Origin of the sequence: Parvivirga hydrogeniphila (genome assembly GCF_023371205.1) — a bacterium.
Lineage (GTDB): Bacteria > Actinomycetota > Coriobacteriia > Anaerosomatales > Anaerosomataceae > Parvivirga > Parvivirga hydrogeniphila.
Genome location: NZ_JAMCCO010000001.1, coordinates 900,383 through 920,629 on the forward strand (window position 1 = coordinate 900,383; position 20,247 = coordinate 920,629).

Annotated in this window: 19 protein-coding genes and 1 tRNA gene; 19 read left to right on the forward strand and 1 reads right to left on the reverse strand. The window is 66.7% G+C overall.

Annotated elements, in window-relative coordinates; translation table 11 throughout:
• Window positions 1-48: 48 nt before the first annotated feature.
• The 15 genes from MX659_RS04600 (at window position 49) to MX659_RS04670 (ending at window position 14,393) form a co-directional block, all read left to right on the forward strand.
• Window positions 49-405, forward strand: coding sequence for a phage holin family protein (locus MX659_RS04600; RefSeq protein ID WP_267192280.1), 357 nt, complete (start codon window positions 49-51; stop codon window positions 403-405).
• Window positions 398-1,321, forward strand: coding sequence for an RNase adapter RapZ (gene rapZ / locus MX659_RS04605; protein ID WP_267192281.1), 924 nt, complete (start codon window positions 398-400; stop codon window positions 1,319-1,321). Before MX659_RS04600 ends, rapZ begins: the two co-directional genes overlap by 8 nt.
• Window positions 1,318-2,250: a gluconeogenesis factor YvcK family protein gene (locus MX659_RS04610; protein ID WP_267192282.1), complete on the forward strand. Its 933-nt coding sequence runs from the start codon at window positions 1,318-1,320 to the stop codon at window positions 2,248-2,250. Before rapZ ends, MX659_RS04610 begins: the two co-directional genes overlap by 4 nt.
• On the forward strand, window positions 2,250-3,209 hold the full coding sequence (whiA, locus tag MX659_RS04615) for a DNA-binding protein WhiA (RefSeq protein WP_267192283.1): 960 nt from the start codon (window positions 2,250-2,252) through the stop codon (window positions 3,207-3,209). Before MX659_RS04610 ends, whiA begins: the two co-directional genes overlap by 1 nt.
• Window positions 3,210-3,314: 105 nt before the next feature.
• Entirely contained in the window at window positions 3,315-4,316 is a 1,002-nt protein-coding gene (gap, locus tag MX659_RS04620) for a type I glyceraldehyde-3-phosphate dehydrogenase (RefSeq protein ID WP_267192284.1), read from the forward strand.
• 64 nt (window positions 4,317-4,380) lie between these two features.
• Window positions 4,381-5,574: a phosphoglycerate kinase gene (locus MX659_RS04625; protein ID WP_267192285.1), complete on the forward strand. Its 1,194-nt coding sequence runs from the start codon at window positions 4,381-4,383 to the stop codon at window positions 5,572-5,574.
• Window positions 5,575-5,594: 20 nt separating this feature from the next.
• Window positions 5,595-6,365, forward strand: coding sequence for a triose-phosphate isomerase (tpiA, locus tag MX659_RS04630; RefSeq protein ID WP_267192286.1), 771 nt, complete (start codon window positions 5,595-5,597; stop codon window positions 6,363-6,365).
• Window positions 6,362-7,891, forward strand: coding sequence for a 2,3-bisphosphoglycerate-independent phosphoglycerate mutase (gene gpmI / locus MX659_RS04635; RefSeq protein WP_267192287.1), 1,530 nt, complete (start codon window positions 6,362-6,364; stop codon window positions 7,889-7,891). The genes tpiA and gpmI overlap by 4 nt, the downstream gene beginning before the upstream one ends.
• An 89-nt stretch (window positions 7,892-7,980) precedes the next feature.
• Window positions 7,981-8,226, forward strand: a complete 246-nt coding sequence (secG, locus tag MX659_RS04640) for a preprotein translocase subunit SecG (RefSeq protein WP_267192288.1) — start codon at window positions 7,981-7,983, stop codon at window positions 8,224-8,226.
• Between the two features lie 222 nt (window positions 8,227-8,448).
• Window positions 8,449-10,080, forward strand: a complete 1,632-nt coding sequence (locus MX659_RS04645) for a peptide ABC transporter substrate-binding protein (RefSeq protein ID WP_267192289.1) — start codon at window positions 8,449-8,451, stop codon at window positions 10,078-10,080.
• Window positions 10,081-10,192: 112 nt separating this feature from the next.
• Window positions 10,193-11,164 carry an ABC transporter permease gene (locus MX659_RS04650; RefSeq protein ID WP_267192290.1) on the forward strand — a complete coding sequence of 324 codons (972 nt, stop codon included), beginning with the start codon at window positions 10,193-10,195 and terminating at the stop codon, window positions 11,162-11,164.
• Window positions 11,165-11,273: 109 nt separating this feature from the next.
• Window positions 11,274-12,167, forward strand: a complete 894-nt coding sequence (locus MX659_RS04655) for an ABC transporter permease (RefSeq protein ID WP_267192510.1) — start codon at window positions 11,274-11,276, stop codon at window positions 12,165-12,167.
• Between the two features lie 3 nt (window positions 12,168-12,170).
• Window positions 12,171-13,187: an ABC transporter ATP-binding protein gene (locus tag MX659_RS04660; RefSeq protein ID WP_267192291.1), complete on the forward strand. Its 1,017-nt coding sequence runs from the start codon at window positions 12,171-12,173 to the stop codon at window positions 13,185-13,187.
• Window positions 13,184-14,230: an ABC transporter ATP-binding protein gene (locus MX659_RS04665; protein WP_267192292.1), complete on the forward strand. Its 1,047-nt coding sequence runs from the start codon at window positions 13,184-13,186 to the stop codon at window positions 14,228-14,230. Before MX659_RS04660 ends, MX659_RS04665 begins: the two co-directional genes overlap by 4 nt.
• 76 nt (window positions 14,231-14,306) lie before the next feature.
• Window positions 14,307-14,393 (forward strand) — tRNA-Leu (locus tag MX659_RS04670).
• A 59-nt stretch (window positions 14,394-14,452) separates the two neighbouring features.
• Here MX659_RS04670 and MX659_RS04675 read toward each other — a convergent pair.
• On the reverse strand, window positions 14,453-16,471 hold the full coding sequence (locus MX659_RS04675; RefSeq protein ID WP_267192293.1) for a SpoIIE family protein phosphatase: 2,019 nt from the start codon (window positions 16,469-16,471) through the stop codon (window positions 14,453-14,455).
• 87 nt (window positions 16,472-16,558) lie between these two features.
• Between MX659_RS04675 and MX659_RS04680 the strand changes: the two genes are divergently transcribed.
• Genes MX659_RS04680 through MX659_RS04695 form a run of 4 tightly spaced genes read left to right on the forward strand, consistent with a single transcriptional unit; the run spans window position 16,559 to window position 20,163 of the window.
• Window positions 16,559-17,260: a hypothetical protein gene (locus MX659_RS04680; RefSeq protein ID WP_267192294.1), complete on the forward strand. Its 702-nt coding sequence runs from the start codon at window positions 16,559-16,561 to the stop codon at window positions 17,258-17,260.
• On the forward strand, window positions 17,257-18,522 hold the full coding sequence (locus MX659_RS04685) for a B12-binding domain-containing radical SAM protein (RefSeq protein WP_267192295.1): 1,266 nt from the start codon (window positions 17,257-17,259) through the stop codon (window positions 18,520-18,522). Before MX659_RS04680 ends, MX659_RS04685 begins: the two co-directional genes overlap by 4 nt.
• A 9-nt stretch (window positions 18,523-18,531) precedes the next feature.
• Window positions 18,532-19,707: a pyridoxal phosphate-dependent aminotransferase gene (locus MX659_RS04690; protein ID WP_267192296.1), complete on the forward strand. Its 1,176-nt coding sequence runs from the start codon at window positions 18,532-18,534 to the stop codon at window positions 19,705-19,707.
• Window positions 19,708-19,728: 21 nt separating this feature from the next.
• Window positions 19,729-20,163, forward strand: coding sequence for a Crp/Fnr family transcriptional regulator (locus MX659_RS04695; RefSeq protein WP_267192297.1), 435 nt, complete (start codon window positions 19,729-19,731; stop codon window positions 20,161-20,163).
• Window positions 20,164-20,247: the final 84 nt, after the last annotated feature.

Consider the following 20,247-nt stretch of genomic DNA (forward strand, 5'->3'; position numbering starts at 1 on the left):
GCGGCTGGTATACTCGGACGTGCAGACCGCAAGCGAGGGGAGTGCGCGATGAAGTTCGTGGTACGCATGCTGGTCTCGGCAGCAGCCGTTTTCGGAGTGGCGTATCTGAGCGGCGGGGCGCTGCTCTCGGTCGACAGCTTCTGGCCGGCGGCCGTGTACGCCGCCGTCGCGCTTGCCGTGGTGAACGCGGTGGTGAGACCCGTGGTGCGGGTGCTGACGTTCCCGGTCACGCTGCTCACGCTCGGCCTGTTCGGCCTCGTCGTCAACGCGCTCATGCTGTACATCGTCGACTGGGTCGTTCCCGGCGTGAGCACCACGGGCTTCTGGCAGACCGTCGTTGCGAGCGTGCTCATCTCGTTCGCTTCGTCCGTCGCAGGCAAACTCCTCGAGGGTGACGATGACTGAGGAGCGCGTCACCGCCGACGAGCGACGTCGCGCCGAAGGCGAGGCACGGGACCTCGTGATCATCACGGGGATGTCGGGCGCTGGCCGCTCGGAGGCCATGCACACCTTCGAAGACCTGGGGTACTTCTGCATCGATAACCTGCCGCCTGCGCTCATCCAGCAGCTGGTGGAGCTGACAGCGCTGCCCGGGAGCCGCGTGCAACGCGTCGCGGTCGTGTGCGATGCGCGCGGACGGGAGTTCTTCTCCGAGCTCGCTGCCGCGCTCGACGCGCTCGAATCGTCCGGCCACCCGTACCGCCTCGTTTACCTCACGGCGGACGATCGCACGCTCGTCCGCCGCTTCAAGGAGACGCGTCGTCGGCACCCCCTCTCGGACGAGTGCTCTCTCGCCGACGGCATCCGGGCCGAACGGGAGCTGCTCGCGCCGTTCGCTTCGCGCGCCGACGTCACAATCGACACGAGCGACATGCGTCCGAGCGAGCTCAAGTCGCTCATCCGTGAACGGTTCGCGCCGATCGACGAGGAGTCTGCGCTGACGGTCGCCGTGTCGTCGTTCGGGTTCAAGTACGGGCTTCCGGTGGATGCGGACATCGTCATGGACGTGCGGTTCTTGCCGAACCCATACTACGTCCCGAGGCTCCGTTCGCGGACGGGGCTCGAGCGGCCGGTGCGTGCGTACGTGCTCGATCAGCCGGAGACCGAGGAGTTCCTCGGCAGGTGGTACGCGCTGCTCGACCACCTGCTGCCGGGCTACGTCCGCGAGGGCAAGGCCCATCTGCACGTCGCTCTCGGGTGCACCGGTGGCCAGCACAGGAGCGTCGTTCTGGCGGAGCAGACGGCGGATCATCTCCGCAAGGCAGGTTATCCAGTGAACGTCTCGCACCGCGACATCGCCAAGGACAGGAGCCGCGAGTGAGCGGCGTGCGGAAGGCGGTCGCGATCGGAGGCGGGACGGGGCTCCCTCTCGTCCTGTCGTGCCTCGTCTCCGCCGGCTTCGAGACGAGCGCAGTCGTGACGATGGCGGACGACGGCGGCTCCTCCGGCCGTCTGCGCGCGGAGCTGGGCGTCCTGCCGCCCGGCGACATCCGGAACTGCCTCGTGGCGCTCGCGCCCTCAGGCGAGATTCTCGCGCAACTGTTCCAGTACCGCTTCCCGCGAGGGGAGGGGCTTGCAGGACACGCGCTCGGCAACCTCATCATCGCAGCCTTGGCCGACATGACGGGAGACTTCGCGCGCGCGGTGCAGATGGCAGGCGAGCTGCTGCAGGTGCGCGGCCGCGTGCTGCCGAGCACGCTCGCCGACGTCACGCTGCACGCTGAGACGACCTCAGGAGAACGTGTGAGCGGTCAGGCGCGCGTTGCTCGCGCTCCTGCGCGCATCGCTCGCGTGACCCTTGAGCCTGCACGCCCTCCGGCCTACGCCCCGGCGCTCGACGCGATACGCGAGGCCGACGTGGTCATCGTCGGTCCCGGCAGCCTGTACACGAGCGTGATCCCGAACCTGCTGGTTGACGGTATACCCGAGGCGCTGCGTGATTCAGCGAGCCGAGTGGTGTACGTCTGCAACGTCGCCAACCAGCGAGGCGAGACGCACGGCATGGACGCCGCCGACCACCTCCAGGCGCTCGTCGACCACGGTCTGGCGAGGGCGGACGTCGTCGTCGTCCACGACACGGACACGACAAGTCCGGCTGCGGAAGTCGAACCGGTGGATGCAGGTGCCGCAGTGCGGACACGCATCCAGACGATGGGTGCCGAGGTGCTCGCGGCAGACGTCGTGGACGCATCCAACCCACGGCACCACGACCCGGCGCTCCTCTGCGCGGTGCTGAGGAGGGTCGTGTAGTGTCCTTCACGGCGGAGGTCAAAGAGGAGCTCTCGCGCGTGGAAGGGCGCCGAGCTTGCTGCGCTCGTGCGGAGCTCTCCGCCCTGGTGCGCGTCGAGGGCACGCTGCACCTCGGCGGAACCGGCCGGCTGCGCCTGGAGATCGCGACCGAGACCGCACCGGTGGCGCGCAAGACGATCAAGCTGCTGCACTCCCTGTACGGCCTCACGACGGAGCTCACGGTGCGGCGGTCGGTGCTGCACAAGTCCAACAACTACCTCATCACCGTCCCTGCGCAACCGAAGCTCGAAGAGGCGCTCGCCGATCTGGGCATCCTCGGCGATGATCGGGCGCTCATGCACGGGGTCCCGCCAGCGCTCGTCAAGCGCGACTGCTGTGCGATCGCATACCTCAGAGGCGCGTTCCTCGGCGGCGGGTTCGTCGCCGATCCGCACGGCGACTTCCACTTCGAGCTCACCGCGGAGACCGAGCAGATCGCCGACGACCTCGCCGCGCTCATGGGCCGTTTCGACATGCAGGCGAAAGTCGCGAAGCGGCGTGGATCGTACGCGGTGTACCTGAAAGGCGCCGAGCCGATCGTGACCTTCCTCGCGCACGTAGGGGCCCACCGCGCTCTGCTAAGGACCGAAGACGTGCGCATCATGAAGGGCATCCGAAACGAGATCAACCGGCTGGTGAACGCTGAGACCGCGAATCTCGAGAAGAGCGCGGACGCGGCGATGCAGCAGATCGAGGCCATCAAGACGATCGCCGCGGTCCGGGGCATCGAGACTTTGCCGCCGGCGCTTCGCGAGATGGCGGAGCTCAGGCTTGCCAACCCGGACGCGACACTCAAAGAGCTGGGCGAGCTCGCCGATCCGCCGCTCACGAAGTCCGCCGTCTACCACCGCATACGGCGCCTGGTGAAGATCGCCGAAGACCTGGCTCCGCCGCGCAGGCGCCGAGGCGCGGCGCGGTAGGCGCGTGCACCGGGTGCGCGACCGGCGCTCTTCGGGTACTATCCAACCGGGCCACGGCGGCCCGCTCAACCACGTCCGTGCGCGAGTTTCGAGGAGGGTGTCATCGTGACGATCAGAGTCGGCATCAACGGGTTTGGCAGGATAGGACGGCTCGTCTACCGCGCTGCGTTCGACGACCCGTCCATCGAGGTCGTGGCCGTGAACGACCTCACCGACGCGTCCACGCTCGCACATCTGCTCAAGTACGACTCGGTGCACCGTGCGTTCGCGCACGACGTGAAGGCAGCGGACGGTGCGTTCGTCGTCGACGGTCGCGAAGTGAAGGTGCTGGCGGAGCGCGATCCCGCGGCGCTTCCGTGGAAGGCGCTCGGCGTGGACGTCGTCGTGGAGTCGACCGGCCGCTTCACGGACGCGACGAAAGCGGCGGCTCACCGCGATGCGGGAGCCAAGAAGGTCATCATCTCGGCGCCTGCGAAGAACGAAGACATCACCATCGTGATCGGCGTGAACGACGATCGCTACGACCCGGACCGGCACCACATCATCTCGAACGCCTCGTGCACGACGAACTGCCTCGCACCGTTCGCGAAGGTGCTGCACGACACCTTCGGGATCAAGCGCGGCTACATGAACACGATCCACGCGTACACGAACGACCAGAACATCCTCGATCTGCCACACAAGGACCTCAGGCGCGCTCGTGCGGCGGCGATGTCGATCATCCCGACCTCCACTGGCGCAGCCAAAGCGATCGGGCTCGTCATGCCGGACCTGGTCGGCAAGCTCGACGGCATCGCGATGCGCGTCCCGACCCCGGACGGCTCGGTCGTCGACCTCGTCGCTGAACTCGAGCGGCCTGCCACGAAGGACGCCATCAACGCTGCGATGAAGGCGGCGGCCGAGGGACCGATGAAGGGCATCTTGCAGTACTGCGAGGACCCGATCGTATCGGGCGACGTCATCGGCAATCCTGCGTCTTCGATCTTCGACTCGCTCCAGACCATGGTCATGGGCGGGGAAGGCACGTTCGTCAAGTGCGTGTCGTGGTACGACAACGAGTGGGGCTACTCCAACCGCGTCGTCGACCTCATCCGCATGATCGGGTGATGCGCCGGGCGGGCCACGCGCCCGCCCGCTTGCTGCATGGGCAGTGTTGGGACCGGGAGGACGGATGTTCGCGAAGAAGACCGTGAAAGACATCGACGTGCGCGGGAAGCGCTGCCTCGTGCGCGTCGATTTCAACGTGCCGCTGTCTGAAGGAGCGGTCACCGACGATACGCGGGTGCGGGCGGCGCTGCCGACGATCAGGTATCTCATCGACCACGGCGCGCGCGTGATACTCATGAGCCACCTCGGGCGGCCGAAAGGCGCGCCGGATCCGCAGTACAGCCTGCGGCCGGTCCGGCGCGTCTTGCAGCGTCTGCTGGGCCGCAACGTCGTGTTCGTCGACGACATCGTCGGACCCGAGGCGCAGGAGGCCGTCGCGCGCATGGTGGACGGCGAGGTCCTCATGCTCGAGAACGTCCGCTTCCACCCGGGCGAGAAGGCCAACGACCCGGAGTTCGCCGAGGCGCTGGCTTCCCTCGCCGACATCTTCGTGAACGACGCGTTCGGCGCCGCACACCGCGCGCATGCCTCGACGGCAGGCGTGGCGCAGTACCTGCCGGCGGTAGCGGGCCTGCTGCTCGCGCGCGAGGTCGACACGCTCACCTCGATGCTCGCCGAGCCCGAGCGGCCGTTCGTCGCCATCCTCGGCGGGTCGAAGGTCTCGGACAAGATCGGGGTGATCGATCGGCTCCTGGAGTGCGTGGACGTGCTGCTCATCGGCGGCGGCATGTGTTTCACCTTTCTCGTCGCGAAGGGCGTGGACGTCGGCGAGTCGATCGTCGAGCAGGACTGGGTCGAGCGCGCTGGCGAGATGCTGAAGAAGGCGAGCGAACGTGGCGTGGACCTGATGCTGCCGGTGGACTTCGTGATCGCCGACCAGATCGTCGAAGACGCCGAGACCAAGATCGTCGGGCGCGAGGAGATCCCGGAAGGGATGATGGGGCTCGACATCGGCCCAACCACGGGCGAGCTGTACAAAGGCGCCATCGCCACCGCGCGGACCATCTTCTGGAACGGCCCGATGGGCGTGTTCGAGCTCACGCCGTTCGAGACAGGCACGCGCGAGGTGGCGACCGCCGTCGCGCGCAACAACCGCGCCGCCTCGATCGTTGGCGGCGGAGACTCGGTAGCGGCCCTCAAGAAGTTCGACCTTGAGGAGCGCGTGACCTTCGTCTCGACCGGCGGCGGGGCGGCCATGAAGCTGCTCGAAGGAACGCCGCTCCCGGGCGTCGAAACGCTGCTCGACAAGGACGCCTGAGGCAGGAAAGGAGCGCTCGGATGGACCGCCGCATGATGGTCGCTGGCAACTGGAAGATGTACACGACCTCGGCAGAAGGCGCCGTGCTGGTGCAGGACATGGCACGCGAGCTGGAGGCGGTGCACGGCGATGTCGAAGTCGTGGTGTGCCCTCCGTTCACCGGGCTCAAGGCAGTCTCGACCGTGATCGAATACGATCGCGTGCCGATCGCGTTGGGCGCGCAGGACGTGTTCTGGGAGCGTGAAGGCGCCTTCACTGGCGAGATCGCGCCTGGCATGCTCACGCACCTCGGGTGCACCTACGTGATCGTCGGCCACTCGGAGCGCAGGGAGCACTTCAACGAGACGGACGAGATCGTGAACCGCAAGGTGAAAGCAGCGTTCGCGTCCGGCATGACGCCGATCATGTGCGTCGGGGAGCCGCTCGCTATCAGGGAGTCAGGGGAGACCGAGCGCTTCGTCCGCGACCAGGTGTTGGCCGGGGCCGCAGGCCTCGAAACGGACGACGCCGCTCGTCTCGTGGTGGCGTACGAGCCGATCTGGGCCATCGGTACCGGTCGCACGCCGACGCCCGAGTCCGCGAACGACGTGGCGCGGAGCATCCGCGCCACGATCGGCGCGATGTACGGGCCGCCTGCAGCCATGCAGATGCGCGTCCTGTACGGCGGCTCGGTGAAGCCAGAGAACGCTGCTCACTTCTTCCGTGAGCCGGACGTGGACGGCGCACTCGTCGGAGGCGCGTCGCTCAAAGCAGGCTCCTTCGTAGAGATCGTCAAGGCAGCGACCCGATGACGCCAGGCCCCGTCGCGCTCATCATCATGGACGGGTTCGGGCTTGCGCCTCCAGGGCCGGGCAACGCCATCTCGCTCGCGCGCACGCCGAACCTCGACGCGCTCATGATGCGCTGGCCGTGGACGTCTCTGGCGTGCTCCGGCCTCGCGGTCGGTCTGCCAGAAGGCCAGATGGGCAACTCCGAGGTCGGCCACCTCAACATCGGCGCCGGCAGGGTCGTCTACCAGGAGCTCACGCGCATCTTCAAGGCGATCGAAGACGGGTCGCTGGAAGAGAACGAGGTCCTCGCGCACGCCATCGACGGGGCAGTGGCCGATGGTCGCGCCGTGCACTTCATGGGGCTGGTGTCCGACGGCGGGGTGCACAGCCACCAGGAGCACCTGTACGCGCTCGTGCGCATGGCGGCGAAACGTGGTGCGAGGCGGGTGTTCGTGCACGCGTTCCTTGACGGTCGTGACGTGCCGCCCTCCAGCGGCCTCGGGTACGTCCGTGCGCTCGAACGCGTGCTCGCCGAGGTCGGCGTCGGCGAGGTCGCGACCGTGATGGGCCGCTACTACGCGATGGATCGCGACCGGCGCTGGGAACGCGTCGAGCGCGCGTGGCGGGCGATGGTGCTTGGTGACGGCGTCCGGGTGTCGAGCGCGCAGGCCGCTATCGAAGCGTCGTACGCAGCCGGCGTCACAGACGAGTTCGTCGAGCCTGCCGTTGTGACGCGCGACGGCTCCCCCGTGGCCACTGTCGAAGACGGCGACACGGTCATCTTCTTCAACTTCCGGCCCGACAGGGCTCGCGAGATCACGCGTGCGTTCGTCGATCCGGCATTCGATGGGTTCGAGCGTCCGTTGAGACCGCAGGTGCGCTTCGTCTGCCTCACCGAGTACGACCCGACGATCCCGGCCCCCATCGCGTTCGAGAAGGACCTCCCGTGCTGCGTGCTCGCCGACGTCATCGCTGAAGCGGGCCTTCGCCAGCTCCACATCGCCGAGACCGAGAAGTACGCGCACGTGACGTTCTTCTTGAACGGCGGAAAGGAGGCTCCGAAGCCGGGTGAGCAGCGGATCCTGGTGCCGAGCCCGAAGGTTCCCACGTACGATCTTCAGCCCGAGATGAGCGCACCGGAGGTCACGAGACGGCTCGTGGAGGCGATCGATGCGAATGCCGCCGACTTCTACGTGGCGAACTACGCCAACTGCGACATGGTCGGCCACACGGGCGTCCTCGAAGCAGCCATTCGCGCAGTGGAAGCCGTCGACGACGGGGTGGGGCAGGTCGTCGCCGCAATCAGGGCGAAGGGCGGTTCGGCCATCGTCACAGCCGACCACGGCAACGCCGAGAAGATGCTCGACGAGGGCGGCGCCCCCTTCACCGCCCACACGTCGGACCCGGTGCCATTCATCGTGGCGGCCGATGGCGTGCGCTCCGTCCGTGAAGGGGGTATCTTGGCCGACGTGGCGCCAACGGTGGCCGACCTGATGGGACTCGACGCGCCTGCTGAGTGGACAGGGTGCTCGCTCGCAGAGCGGTGAGCGTGTGTACGGTTGAGCGGTCGTGCAGGCATCGCTATACTCAGTCAGCGCTTCGCGCCTCTGAGCGTCCGATCGAGAAGGAGCTTGCTGTGCAAGTCATCGCGTACATCGTCATCGCGCTGCACGTCATCAGCGCCATCGGCCTGATCATCTTCGTTCTTCTGCACTCGGGGAAAGGCACCGGACTGTCCACCATGCTAGGCGGAGCGATGCCATCGACGTCGACAGGCACCGGCATCATCGAGAAGAACCTCGATCGGATTACGGTCGGTTTCGGCATCCTGTACGCGGTCACGGCTGTCGTTCTCATGCTCGTATACAGGCCCATGGCCTGATCGGCGAGCTTTCCTTCTGTCTCGTCCAGGCCTCGGCGCCTCACCGATTCATGCCCCCTTGCCATTCTATGCAAAGAGGGCGACTATTAGTGTGTCAGAGCCGGCTTCGGCAGGTTTGGCGGTGTCCTGCGGAAGTCCAGCTGAAAGGGTATGGCAGGAATGTGGGTCCGTCGTTTCGAAGGGAGGCTGACATTGTCAGAGCGATTGCGTAAGGTTCTCGCCGTGTCGCTCGCGGTCGTCCTCGCGCTCGGTGTCTCCGGGTTGGCCGGGTGCGCGAAGAAGACCGATGAAGGCACCGGCGGCGAGACGGGCGACAAGCCCGTCAAGGGGGGCACGTTGAGCTTCTATCTCAACGAGCCCGCGTTCATCGACCCGTTCAATGCTCAGGAGAGCGAAGGCGTGCAGGTCGTGAGCGCAGTGTTCGACAGCCTGGTCGATTTCGACCCGATCACCTCCGAGATCAGGCCTGCGGCCGCTGAGAGCTGGGAGTCGAATGACGACGCGACGGTCTGGACCTTCCACCTCCGCAAGGGCGCGAAGTTCCACAACGGTCGCGAGGTCAAGGCCGAGGACTTCAAATACGCCTGGGAGCGCATCTGCAACCCGGAGAACAAGTCCGAGATCTCGTACCACCTGAGCGCCGTCAAGGGCTACGACGAGATGCAGGAAGGCAAGGCCAAGGAGCTCGAGGGCGTAAAGGCCGTGGACGACTACACGCTTGAGGTGACCCTCAAGGAACCGTTCGCGGACTTCGAGTACGTCGTCGGCCACCCGGCGCTCGCTCCGGTGCCGAAAGAGGAGCTCGACACGCCTGAGAAGGCCAAGGCGTTCCTCGACAAGCCGATCGGCAACGGTCCGTTCATGATGGCGGAGCCGTGGGCCCACGACCAGGGCATCAAGATCGTACGGTTCGACGACTACTACGGCGAGCCGGCGTACCTCGATGGTGTCGACTTCAAGATCTTCAAGGACGAGGAGACCGCGTTCCTGGAGTTCAAGGCCGGGAACCTGGACTTCACCTCGATTCCGAGCGGTCAGCTCAAGGCGACCATCGAGCAGTACGGCGAGAGCCCGGACGGGTACACCGTCGAGCCCGGCAAGCAGGTCCTGACCGGTCCCGAGCTCGCGGTCTACTACATCATCCTGAACAACAAGGACAAGGTCTTCAGCAACAAGACGGTCCGTCAGGCGTTCTCGTTGGCCGTCAACCGCCAGGCCATCGTGGACAGCGTCTTCGAGGGCACTCGCGATCCGGCGACCGGTATCGTGCCCAAGGGCGTTGTGGGGTACCAGGACGGCGCGTGGCCGTTCGCCAAGTACGACAAGGAGCAGGCAGCCAAGCTGCTCGCTGACGCAGGCTATCCCGAGGGCAAGGGCCTGCCCGAGATCACTCTGTCGTTCAACAGCGGTTCTGGCCATGAGGCGATCATGGAGCTCATCTCCTCCGACCTGAAGGCTCTTGGCGTGAACGTCAAGCTGGACGGTCAGGAGTGGGCGCAGTACCTCGACAAGCTGGATGCCGGGGAGTTCCAGATGGGTCGTCTCGGCTGGATCGCCGACTACCCGGTCATGGACAACTTCCTGTATCCGCTGTTCAACTCGACGAGCGCCGACAACCACTCGTTCTACGTGAACCCGCAGGTCGACTCGCTGATCGCAGAGGCTCGCAAGACGCCTGACGCCGCCGCGCGCATCGAGAAGTACCGCGAGGCGGAGCGCATGATCGGCGAAGACGCCCCTGTCATCCCGATCGTGTTCTACAAGCACGGCCGTGTCGGCTCTGACCGCATCCGGGACTTCGTCTACGGCCCGATGGGCATCGCGGCCCTCGACAAGGCTTGGATCGCGCAGTAACGGTACGTCGTACTCGACGCACAAGCGGGAGGATGCCTTGCGCGGGCATCCTCCCGCCAGTTGCGGCCGCGGGCGCGAGGCCCAGCGGCCCACGGACTAGTTAGGCAGCCAGATGCTCAAGTACATCGTGAGGCGCATCGTGCAGATGGTGCCGGTGTTCTTCGGCGTCACCATCCTGCTGTTCATCCTGCGCGCACCCGGCGTGCTGCCGGGCGATCCCATACGGATGATCACGGGCGAGAAGGCCATCTCCCCAGCGCTGTACAACCAGTTGGTGAAGGAGAACGGCCTCGACAAACCGCTTCCCGTGCAGTACGTCACCTATCTTGGAAAACTTTTCAAGGGCGATCTCGGACGCTCGTACCAGAAAGACCGCCCTGTGGTTGAGATATTCGCCGACAAGTATCCCAACACGATCCGTCTCGCGCTTGCGGCCATCGTGCTCGAGATCGTGATCGGCATCGGCGCCGGCATCATATCGGCCATCAAACAGTACTCGTTCTTGGACATCCTGGTGACGCTGTCGACGTCGATCCTCGTGTCGGTGCCCGTGTTCTGGCTCGGCATGATGTTCCAGGTGTTCTTCGGCATCAAGCTGAAGGAGTGGACCGGGGGCTCCGTCTTCCTGCCGATGTCGGGCATGGGCTCCCCACCTGACTTCGCGCACCTCGTCTTGCCTGCGGTGACGCTCGCGTCTGTCTCGACGGCGTACGCCGCGCGCATCATGCGCAGCCAGCTGCTCGAGGTGATGGGTCAGGACTACATCCGCACTGCAGTCGCGAAGGGCCTAAGCGACCGAGCGGTCGTCTTCAAACACGCGCTCAAGAACGCGCTCATCCCGGTCGTGACCTTCATCGGCCTCGATCTCGGCGCGATGATGAGCGGCGCGATCCTCACGGAGACGATCTTCAACTGGCCAGGTGTGGGCCTGGAGATCTACTTCGCTATACAGCAGCGCGATTGGCCGATCGTCATGGGCGGCGTCATCATCGTCGTGTTCGCCGTGATGATCATCAATCTTGTCGTCGACATCTCGTACGCCTTCCTGGATCCGCGGATCCGCTACGGCGAGCCGGCGAAGTGAGGGGGTGGCGAGCGTGAGCGACCGACATGTCCACGACCCTCTCGCGGAGGAGGGCCACCCCGTGAAGGATTTCCGGTCCGGCGTTCCAGCGACGCCGCCCACCGAAGACGTGCCTGCAGCATCTCTTGCATCGCGCAGCAGCCGCACGCTGTGGGGAGATGCGTGGCACCGTCTGCGCCGGAACAAGCTCGCGATGGCGGGCCTCGTGTGGGTCTTCATCATGATCATCGTCGCGGTGAGCGCTGACCTTTGGGTCCCGCAGCGGTACGGCGATCCCGAGTACATCGACACCACGACAGTGAGCCAGCGGATGCTGCTTGCGCCGAGCGCCCAGCACCCGTTCGGGACCGACCGGCTCGGAAGGGACATCTTCGCGCGCGTCGTGTACGGCTCGAGGATCTCGCTCGCGGTCGGCGTGATCGCGGTGTCCATCGAGGTCATCATCGGCCTTGTCCTCGGCGCGTTGGCCGCGTACTACGGGAAGCTTTGGGACTCGATCATCATGCGGATAGCCGATGTGTTCCTCGCGTTCCCGTACATCCTGTTCGCGATCGCGCTCATCGCGGTCCTCGGCAAGGGCTTCATCAACGTCTTCATCGCCATCGGCATCCTCGGATGGCCGTCGATCGCCCGTGTCTTCCGTGGCTCGATCCTTTCTGTGAAGGAGAACGAGTACGTGGACGCTGCGCGCGCTCTCGGTGCGTCGGACCTGCGGATCATGATGCGGCACATCATGCCGAACGCGATCGCGCCGATCATCGTGTACGGGACGATGAGCATCGGCGGCGCCATTCTCACGGAAGCGGCGCTGTCGTTCCTCGGCATGGGCGTGCAGCCGCCGACGCCCTCGTGGGGGCTCATGCTGTCTGAGGCGCGGGCGTTCATGTTCACCGCGCCGTGGATCATGATCTATCCGGGCTTCGCCATCCTCACCACCGTGCTTGCGTTCGTGCTGCTCGGCGATGGCCTGCGCGACGCCCTCGACGTGAAGATGAAGGACTGAGCGATGGAAACCCTCCTTGCAGTCGAGAACCTGAAGACGTACTTCTACACGCGCGATGGCGTCGTGAAGGCCGTCGATGGCGTAAGCTTCACCCTCGAGGCCGGCCAGACCCTGGGGGTCGTCGGCGAGTCCGGCTCTGGCAAGTCGGTCACCGCGATGTCGATCATGCGGCTCATCAAGGGGCCGCAGGGGCGCGTGGTGGACGGCTCCATCCGTTTCAAGGGCCGCGACGTGCTCGCGATGGACGACGAGGCCGTGCGGGACCTGCGCGGGAACCGCATCGCGATGATCTTCCAGGACCCCATGACCTCGCTGAACCCGGTGTTCCGCGTCGGCGACCAGATCGCGGAGTCGCTTCGCATCCACAAAGGGATGGGCAAGACGGAGGCGTTCGAGCGGGCGGTCGAGCTTCTGAAACTCGTCGGCATCCCGAAAGCGGAGGCGCGCGCAAAGGACTACCCGCACCAGTTCTCCGGCGGCATGCGGCAGCGCGCGATGATCGCCATGGCGCTCGCGTGCGATCCGGACGTCTTGATCGCTGACGAGCCGACGACCGCGCTCGACGTGACCATCCAGGCGCAGATCCTCGAACTGATGATCGAGCTCCAGCAGCGCACGGGCTCGGCCATCATCATGATCACGCACGACCTCGGCGTGGTGGCAGACATGGCGGACAACGTGCTCGTCATGTACGCGGGAAGGCCCGTCGAGTTCGGGACGGCGGACGAGGTCTTCTACACGCCGCTGCACCCCTACACGTGGGGCCTGCTGGACAGCCTGCCGCGGCACGACGTGTCAGAGAAAGGCGAGCTGGTCCCCATCGTCGGCCAGCCGCCCAGCCTCATCGACGTGCCGTCGGGCTGTGCATTCCACCCGCGCTGTCCGTACGCGCAAGACATCTGCCGCACGCAGGTCCCTGAGTATCGCGCCATCGAGGGCGGTCACGGTTCTGCGTGCCACTTCTCGACCGACCAGTCGTTCCGACGCGGTACGGCGGCCAGGGCGGAGGTGGCGGTGTGAGCACGATCCTCTCTGTCAGGAACCTGAAGAAGTACTTCCCGGTCGAGCAAGGCGTTCTGCTTTCGCGCATCGGCGCTCACGTGAGCGCCGTCGACGACGTGTCCTTCGACGTGGAGCAGGGGGAGACCCTTGGCCTCGTCGGTGAGTCGGGATGCGGGAAGTCCACCACCGGCCGCTGCATCATCCGCTTGCTCGAGCCGACGGCGGGAGAGATCGAGTTCGAGGGCAAGGACGTCTTGAAGCTTCGCGGCAAGGACCTCAAGGCGTTCCGGCGCGACGTGCAGATCATCTTCCAGGACCCGTATGCGTCGCTGAACCCCCGCATGACGGTCGGCGAGATCGTCACGGAGCCGCTCGTCATCCACGGCATCGGCACCAAGCTCGAGCAGCGGAGGCGCGCGCAGGAGCTGCTCGAAGTCGTCGGTCTGAGCCCCGAGCACATCAATCGGTATCCGCACGAGTTCTCTGGCGGTCAGCGGCAGCGCATCGGTGTCGCGCGAGCGCTCGCGTTGAATCCGAAGCTGATCGTGTGCGACGAGCCGGTCTCGGCGCTGGACGTGTCCATCCAGGCGCAGATCATCAACCTGCTCGAGAAGCTGCAAGACGAGTTCGGCCTCACGTACCTGTTCATCGCACACGACCTGTCGGTCGTCCGGCACATCTCCGACAGGATCGCCGTGATGTACCTGGGCAAGATGATCGAGATCGGCGACTGGAAGGGCCTGTACGACGAGCCGCACCACCCGTACACGCAGTCGCTGCTGTCCGCGGTACCGGTCCCGGACCCTGAGAGGCAGCGTCAGCGCACCCGCATCATCCTGGAAGGTGACGTTCCGAGCCCGATCAATCCGCCGAGCGGATGCCGCTTCCACACTCGCTGCCCCATCGCCGAGTTCCCGCTGTGCAAGGAGCAGGAGCCGGAGCTTCGGGAGGTCGCGCCCGGGCACAAGGTCGCGTGCCACTTCGCGGCTCCGAATCCCATACCGCCGGAGAAGCAGAAGCGGAGCGTCGCTGCGCTCGACGCCGATCCATCGAACGGCTAGGAAGAGCGCACGAACATCTGGAACGCACGAATCGGTTCTGATACACTTCCCTTCGCTGTCCTTCGGACAGCCGTTCGTCGGAGTGGCGGAATGGCAGACGCGCTAGGTTGAGGGCCTAGTGTCCACTTAGGACGTGTGGGTTCAACTCCCACCTCCGACACCAGAGACGAAGACGGGCGGCTCCTCGCGGGGCCGCCCGTTCGCATCATCGAGGCAGCGGCGCTACCGGGGCGCTTCTTCCAGCCGGAGCGCCACGATCGCGATGTCGTCCACGTGCGTGCCGTCTGCGTGCGCTGTGACGGCATCAAGCAGCATCTCGGCGATGGCCTGTGGATCGACGAGACGTGCGCTGTCGAGCACCTCGCGGACCCGCCATTCGCCGAAGGGCTCCTGTCCGCGACGAGCGTCGAGCACACCGTCGCTGAACATCACGAGGACCTCGCCGTCCGTCAGAGGAAGACTGAACTGCTCGTACTCGGTCTCTGGGAACATGCCGAGCGGCAGGTTGCGGACGGCGTCGTGCTCGACGCAGCCGTCCAGGGTGCAGATCACTGGGTCGGGATGGCCGGCGCTGGCCGCGGTGAACGTGCCGCCTTGCACGTCTATCACGCCGAAGATCGCCGTTGCGAACGCTTCATCTGGAAGGAGCCGAGCGAGCACGTCGTTCGCCGCAGCCATGACGCGCGCGGGAGAAGGTTCGCGCAGCGCGAGCGCGTGGAAAGCGGTCCGCGTCACGAAGCTCGAGACGGCGGCGTCGATGCCCTTGCCGGACACGTCGCCCATGAGGACGGCGTGGCGCCCGTCAGCGAGCGAGAACGCGTCGTAGAAGTCGCCTCCTATCTTCGCGATACGGTCGGCGGACCGGTACACGTGGCCGAGCTGCACGCCCGGAAGGGCGTCCGGCATCGTGAGGATCGCGCTGCGCAGAGCATCGGCGACCCGGGACTGCGCGGACTGCATGCGATCGTTCGATATCGCGAGGCCGAGCGAGGTCGCGAGCCTGGCAGAGAAGCCGCGGTCCTGCTCGCTGAATCCGGCACGTCCGCGCCGCTTGATGAACGTCAGGGCGCCGAACACCTCGTTCCGAGCGACGAGCGGAGCAACGAGGAGCGAGGTCACCCCGAACCGCGAGACGAACTCTCTGTCGACGCGCGGATCGAGGGCGGGCTCGTTGACGATCACGGGCGAGCGCTTCTCGTGCGCGAGAAGAAGGTGGTGCGCGGATGGGCCCTCGCGCCGCATGCCGATCACCGTGCGGTCGAATCCGTACGCGTGCGTCACGACCCAGCCGCCACCGCGTTTCGCCGTGAGAGCGGCGCCGTCGGCTCCCATGGCGTTCGCGCCGAGCTCGAGCGCGCGCTCGATCACGGCGTCGAGCGGCTCAGCCCGCGCGATCATCGTGCTCACGGCAAGCATCGCGTCGCTGCGCTCCTTGGCGGAGCGCAGCGCCCGGTCGGTCTCTTCGAGCTGCGCGTTGCGAAGGCTGATCTCCCGGAACAGCGTCGCTTGGGGCTGCTCGAGCACCGAGACGACGACGGCGCGGTACAGCGCGTAGGCCGCAGCGATGCGGACGACGTGGCCCACGACGTGGGACGCAGAGCCCGGGTCTCCGCCGAGCGCAAAGAGGGTCTCTGCGGCCGCAGCGAGGCCGACCGCCCAGAGCAGCCTGCGACCGACCGCCGGAGCGAACGCCGCCTTGCTGCTCCAGAAACGGTAGAGCGCCACGAGCAGCGCCACGACGATCGCCGCATCGATGGCGGCCGTCAGCGGGTCCGCGCTGAGCGGCAAGCGGTTCGTGGCGGCCGCGCCCACCACGACTCCGGTCGCGATCGTGCTCGCCGCGAGCGCCTTCCAGGCGGCGGGCCTCGTCTGCTCGAACCACGACGCCGCCAGCAGCGCTGCTGCCTGCAAGAAGCGTGCGGCGATCCAGAGCTGTGCCGAGAAGCCCTGTGCCGTGCTGGTGATGAGCCCGATCTCCACGTACGAAAGGAGATGTAGTGCGCCGACAGCAGCGATGGGCGCTGCCGAGGTGCCTATCACGACGAGCGCACCGTCGTCGAGGTGCCGCCTGGAGTGCCACACGACCGTGAACAGAGCGAACTGCACAGCGATGGCGAAGATCTCGGCAAGAGTGTGGAACAGGCCGTAGCTGTACAGCAGCGTCGACAGCAATGCGGACAGCGCAATGGCTCCGGGAAGGTAGCCCGCCAGTGCACCGGCTTTGCTCGCCATTCGGTCCATGCCCGGATTCTACCAGCCGCGGAGCCGTACCGCCGAGCCGTTGTCGGCGTGTGCCGGTATACTGTCGTCGTCTGCTCAAGGAGGCGTATGCTGCCGTTTGCGCGCGTCGAAGTGGGGTCGCCTGCAGAGAGGCGGTGCCGGCTCTGCCGCCCGTCGAGCACGCCTGTCACCTGGCGGTCCGTCGCGGACGTCGCTGCCGAGCTTAAGGAGGTCGTCTCCGAGTGGACGGCGCCTGTGGGCCCGAGCGTGCTGCTCGCAGGAGCGGAGCCGTTCGCGCACCCCTCGCTCCCGGCGATCGTGGCAGCGGCGAGAGACGCCGGATTCGAGCGCATCGGCATTGAGACGGACGCGACGGCGCTCGTTCGGGGCGAGAACGCGCGCGGGTCGCTCCACGCAGGAGTGCGCCACCTGTCTGCGATGCTGTTCGGCGTCGGCGAGATGGGCGATGCGATGGCCGGGGCGCCCGGGGCGTCGGCGACCGCCCTGCAGGGGATCGAGCGGTTCGTGCAGGTGGCGGCCGACGAGCACCTGGTCGTTGCGGTCTCCGTCGTCGTGCCGGTGTGCCGCCACAACGTCGAGCACCTGCCGGTCATCGTGGCTGCGGCCGCGCGCGCCGGTGCTGCGCGTGTGGTGCTCGAAGCGGCGGAAGCGGTCGCTGAGAGTGCCGGGCCGATTGTCGCTGCCGCGTGCGATACCGGCACGGTCAACCGGGCGTGGGTGGAGGTCCGCGGCGTGCCGCTCCCGACCACGCACGAGGTGCACCGAGGCGGGGAGGTGCTGCGAGCGTGAGACCGCTTCGCGTCGTCTTCCTCGCGCTCAACAGCCCCGGGTACCGCTCGCTCGGGTGCGCCTACGTCCGTGCGTACGCACAGCACGACCGGCGGCTGAGCGGCGCTGCGGCGTTCACGACGCTCGATCTCGACGCCGGAACCGACCCCTGGTGGGTCGCGTACCGCGTTCTGGGGCTTCAGCCGGACGTCGTCGCGGCATCGGTGATGTGCTGGTCGGCGCGTGACACCTATGAGGCGCTGCGCATCGTCAAGGCCGCTGCGCCGGACACCTTCGTCGTCGCTGGCGGGCCCGAGGTCTCGCCGATCGGCGAGGACGTGCTCGCGGACCATCCGGAGATCGACGCGGTGGTGGCAGGCGAAGGCGAGCTCACGTTCGCGGACCTTCTGGCGGCCCGCATCCAGTCGCGGCCGCTCGAGCGAGTCGAGGGCATCGTCTACAGGTCGCCCGATGGCGAGGTCCGGTCGACGCCGCCCCGGCAGCTTCCGAGCGACCTGGACGTGCTCCCGTCGCCGTACTTGACCGGGATCTTGCAGCCGGTCGATGGCGCCACCTACATCGAGACCTATCGTGGCTGCCCGCACCGGTGCGGGTACTGCTTCGAGGGCAAGGGCAGCACGCGCATCAGGGCCTTCTCGAAACAGCGTGTCGAGGCGGAGATCGACCTCATCGCCTCGACGCCTGGCGTCAGGTCGTTCTCGTTCATCGACCCTGTGTTCAATCTCACCCAGGAGCGGCTCGCGTGGCTCTCGAAGGTCCTCGGTCCGTACGCGCAGGAAGGCGCGCGCATCCACACTGTGGAGGTCGACATCGAGCGCATCGACGACGAGGCGGCGCTTCTGCTAGCGGAGGCGGGCGTGGTCTCTGTCGAGACGGGCCCCCAGACGACCGGCGCGGATGCGCTTTCCGCCTGCCGGCGGGCGTTCGATCGCGACCGCTTCGTCGCCGGCGTGGAGGCGTGCAAGCGCCGCGGGATCCGGGTCGAGTGCGACCTCATCGTGGGGCTGCCCGGCGACACGATCGGCGACAGCTTCGAGAGCATGCGGTTCTGCATCGGCCTCGATCCGGGCAAGATCCAGACATCCACGCTGCGCGTGCTTCCCGGGACGGACTTCTTTGAGCGGGCCGACGAGCTTGGCGTGGTCTTCGACCCTGAGCCTCCTCACGAGGTCATCTGCACGCGCGAAGCGAGCTTCGTGGACCTGCGGCGCGCAGAAGTCCGTTTGACGTGGTTGCAGCGTCAGTACGAGGCGAGAGCATAAGGAGGCACTGTGAGCGACGTGTCGGAGCGCGCCCAGGCGATGCGGCCGTTCGTGGTGATGGACGTGGTCGCTCGGGCCAAAGAGCTCGAGGCGCAAGGACGAGACGTCGTCCGGTTGGAGATCGGCGACCCCGATTTCCCGACGCCGCGGCGCATCACCGAGGCTGCGGAGAAGGCCATGGAGTCCGGAGAGACCGGCTACACGCAGTCGGCCGGCCTGCCGACGTTGCGCGAGGCGATCGTCGAGCACATGCGGTGCGCTTACGGCGTCACCGTCTCTGCAGACGACATCGTCGTAACCCAGGGAACGTCTCCGGCCATGCTGCTCACCTTCGGCGCTCTGCTCGACCCAGGCGATGAGGTCATCATGGCCGATCCGTGCTATCCCGCCTATCCGAACTACGTGCGCTTCCTGGGAAGCACCCCGGTGCCGCTCACGGTGCGCGCTGAGGACGGATTCCGGTTCCGGCTCGACGAGCTCGAGGCCGCCATCACGCCGCGCACGAAGGCGATCGTCGTGAATTCGCCGGGTAATCCGACCGGAGCGGTGCTGCACGACGCCGACATCCGCGCGCTCGCTGAGATAGCGGAGCGCCGTGGCCTGTGGATCGTGAGCGACGAGATCTACCACGGGCTTCAGTTCACGGACAGGAGCCGCTCCGTCCTCGAGTACACCGACCGGGCATTCGTGCTGAACGGCTTCTCGAAGGCGTACGCCATGACGGGGTGGCGGCTCGGGTACCTGATCGCGCCGCGGGCCTTCGTCCGGGCCGCAGAAGTCATCCAGCAGAACTTCTTCTTGTGCGCCAACCACTTCGTCCAGGTGGCCGGTGCGGTCGCGCTCCTCGAAGGCCAAGGGGAGGTCGCGCGGATGCGGGCGATCTACGAGCAACGGAGGTCGTTCCTCGTCCCGGCGCTGCGCTCGCTCGGCCTCCGCATCGATGTCGAGCCGCAGGGGGCGTTCTACGTGTTCGCCGATGCGCGGGCGTGGGGAAGCGATTCTCATGCGCTCGCATCGCGGCTGCTCGAAGAGGCAGGCGTCGCGGTCGCTCCCGGCATCGACTTCGGTTCGGGGGGAGAGGGGTTCTTGCGGTTCAGCTACGCGACATCGATGGAACGGCTGGAAGAAGGCGTGCGCCGCCTGTCGGAGTGGGCGTTGGCGCACGCGGACGAGCATCAGGGGTAAGGAAGGGCAGGAGGTGGCGTCGTGCAGATCGGCAGCAGCGGCCGCATCGTGAAGCTGGCAGACGGCGAGGCGGTGTTCAACGAAGGCGATCCCGGCGACCGCATGTTCGTCGTGCTTCGCGGCGCGGTCCGCATCAAGAAGCGCGGCATGCACGTGGAGACCGTCGTCGGGGAGATGGGACCCGGCGAGATGTTCGGCGAGTCGGCCGTCCTCGAGGAGCGGCCGCGATCAGCGACCGCGGTCGCGGTCGGCGACACCGAGCTCGCGTCGTACGACAGAGAGGAGTTCCTCTCGGCGCTTCGCTCTGACCCGGAGCTGGCCCTCAGCGCGATGCGCGCGATGGCGGAACGGCTGCGCGTCACCACGGAGCGGCTGCAGCACCTCGTAACGCAGCACGTGCTGGACCGGGCGGAGATGGCCCTCACGGAGAAAGCGTTGCTTGAGGCCGAACTGTGATGAGCCGATAGAGAACAGCGGACGCGATCGCGATGGCACGTCGGTTGCTGAACGAAGACGGCACTGCTTCCGATGCGAGAGGCG

What these genes read in the sequence shown, in the direction of transcription:
- MX659_RS04680 (WP_267192294.1), top strand. Translation starts at nt 16,559, where the DNA reads ATGCTGCCGTTTGCGCGCGTCGAAGTGGGGTCGCCTGCAGAGAGGCGG.
- MX659_RS04675 (WP_267192293.1), bottom strand. Translation starts at nt 16,471, where the DNA reads ATGGACCGAATGGCGAGCAAAGCCGGTGCACTGGCGGGCTACCTTCCC.
- MX659_RS04660 (WP_267192291.1), top strand. Translation starts at nt 12,171, where the DNA reads ATGGAAACCCTCCTTGCAGTCGAGAACCTGAAGACGTACTTCTACACG.
- MX659_RS04625 (WP_267192285.1), top strand. Translation starts at nt 4,381, where the DNA reads ATGTTCGCGAAGAAGACCGTGAAAGACATCGACGTGCGCGGGAAGCGC.
- MX659_RS04600 (WP_267192280.1), top strand. Translation starts at nt 49, where the DNA reads ATGAAGTTCGTGGTACGCATGCTGGTCTCGGCAGCAGCCGTTTTCGGA.
- MX659_RS04650 (WP_267192290.1), top strand. Translation starts at nt 10,193, where the DNA reads ATGCTCAAGTACATCGTGAGGCGCATCGTGCAGATGGTGCCGGTGTTC.
- rapZ (WP_267192281.1), top strand. Translation starts at nt 398, where the DNA reads ATGACTGAGGAGCGCGTCACCGCCGACGAGCGACGTCGCGCCGAAGGC.
- tpiA (WP_267192286.1), top strand. Translation starts at nt 5,595, where the DNA reads ATGGACCGCCGCATGATGGTCGCTGGCAACTGGAAGATGTACACGACC.
- gpmI (WP_267192287.1), top strand. Translation starts at nt 6,362, where the DNA reads ATGACGCCAGGCCCCGTCGCGCTCATCATCATGGACGGGTTCGGGCTT.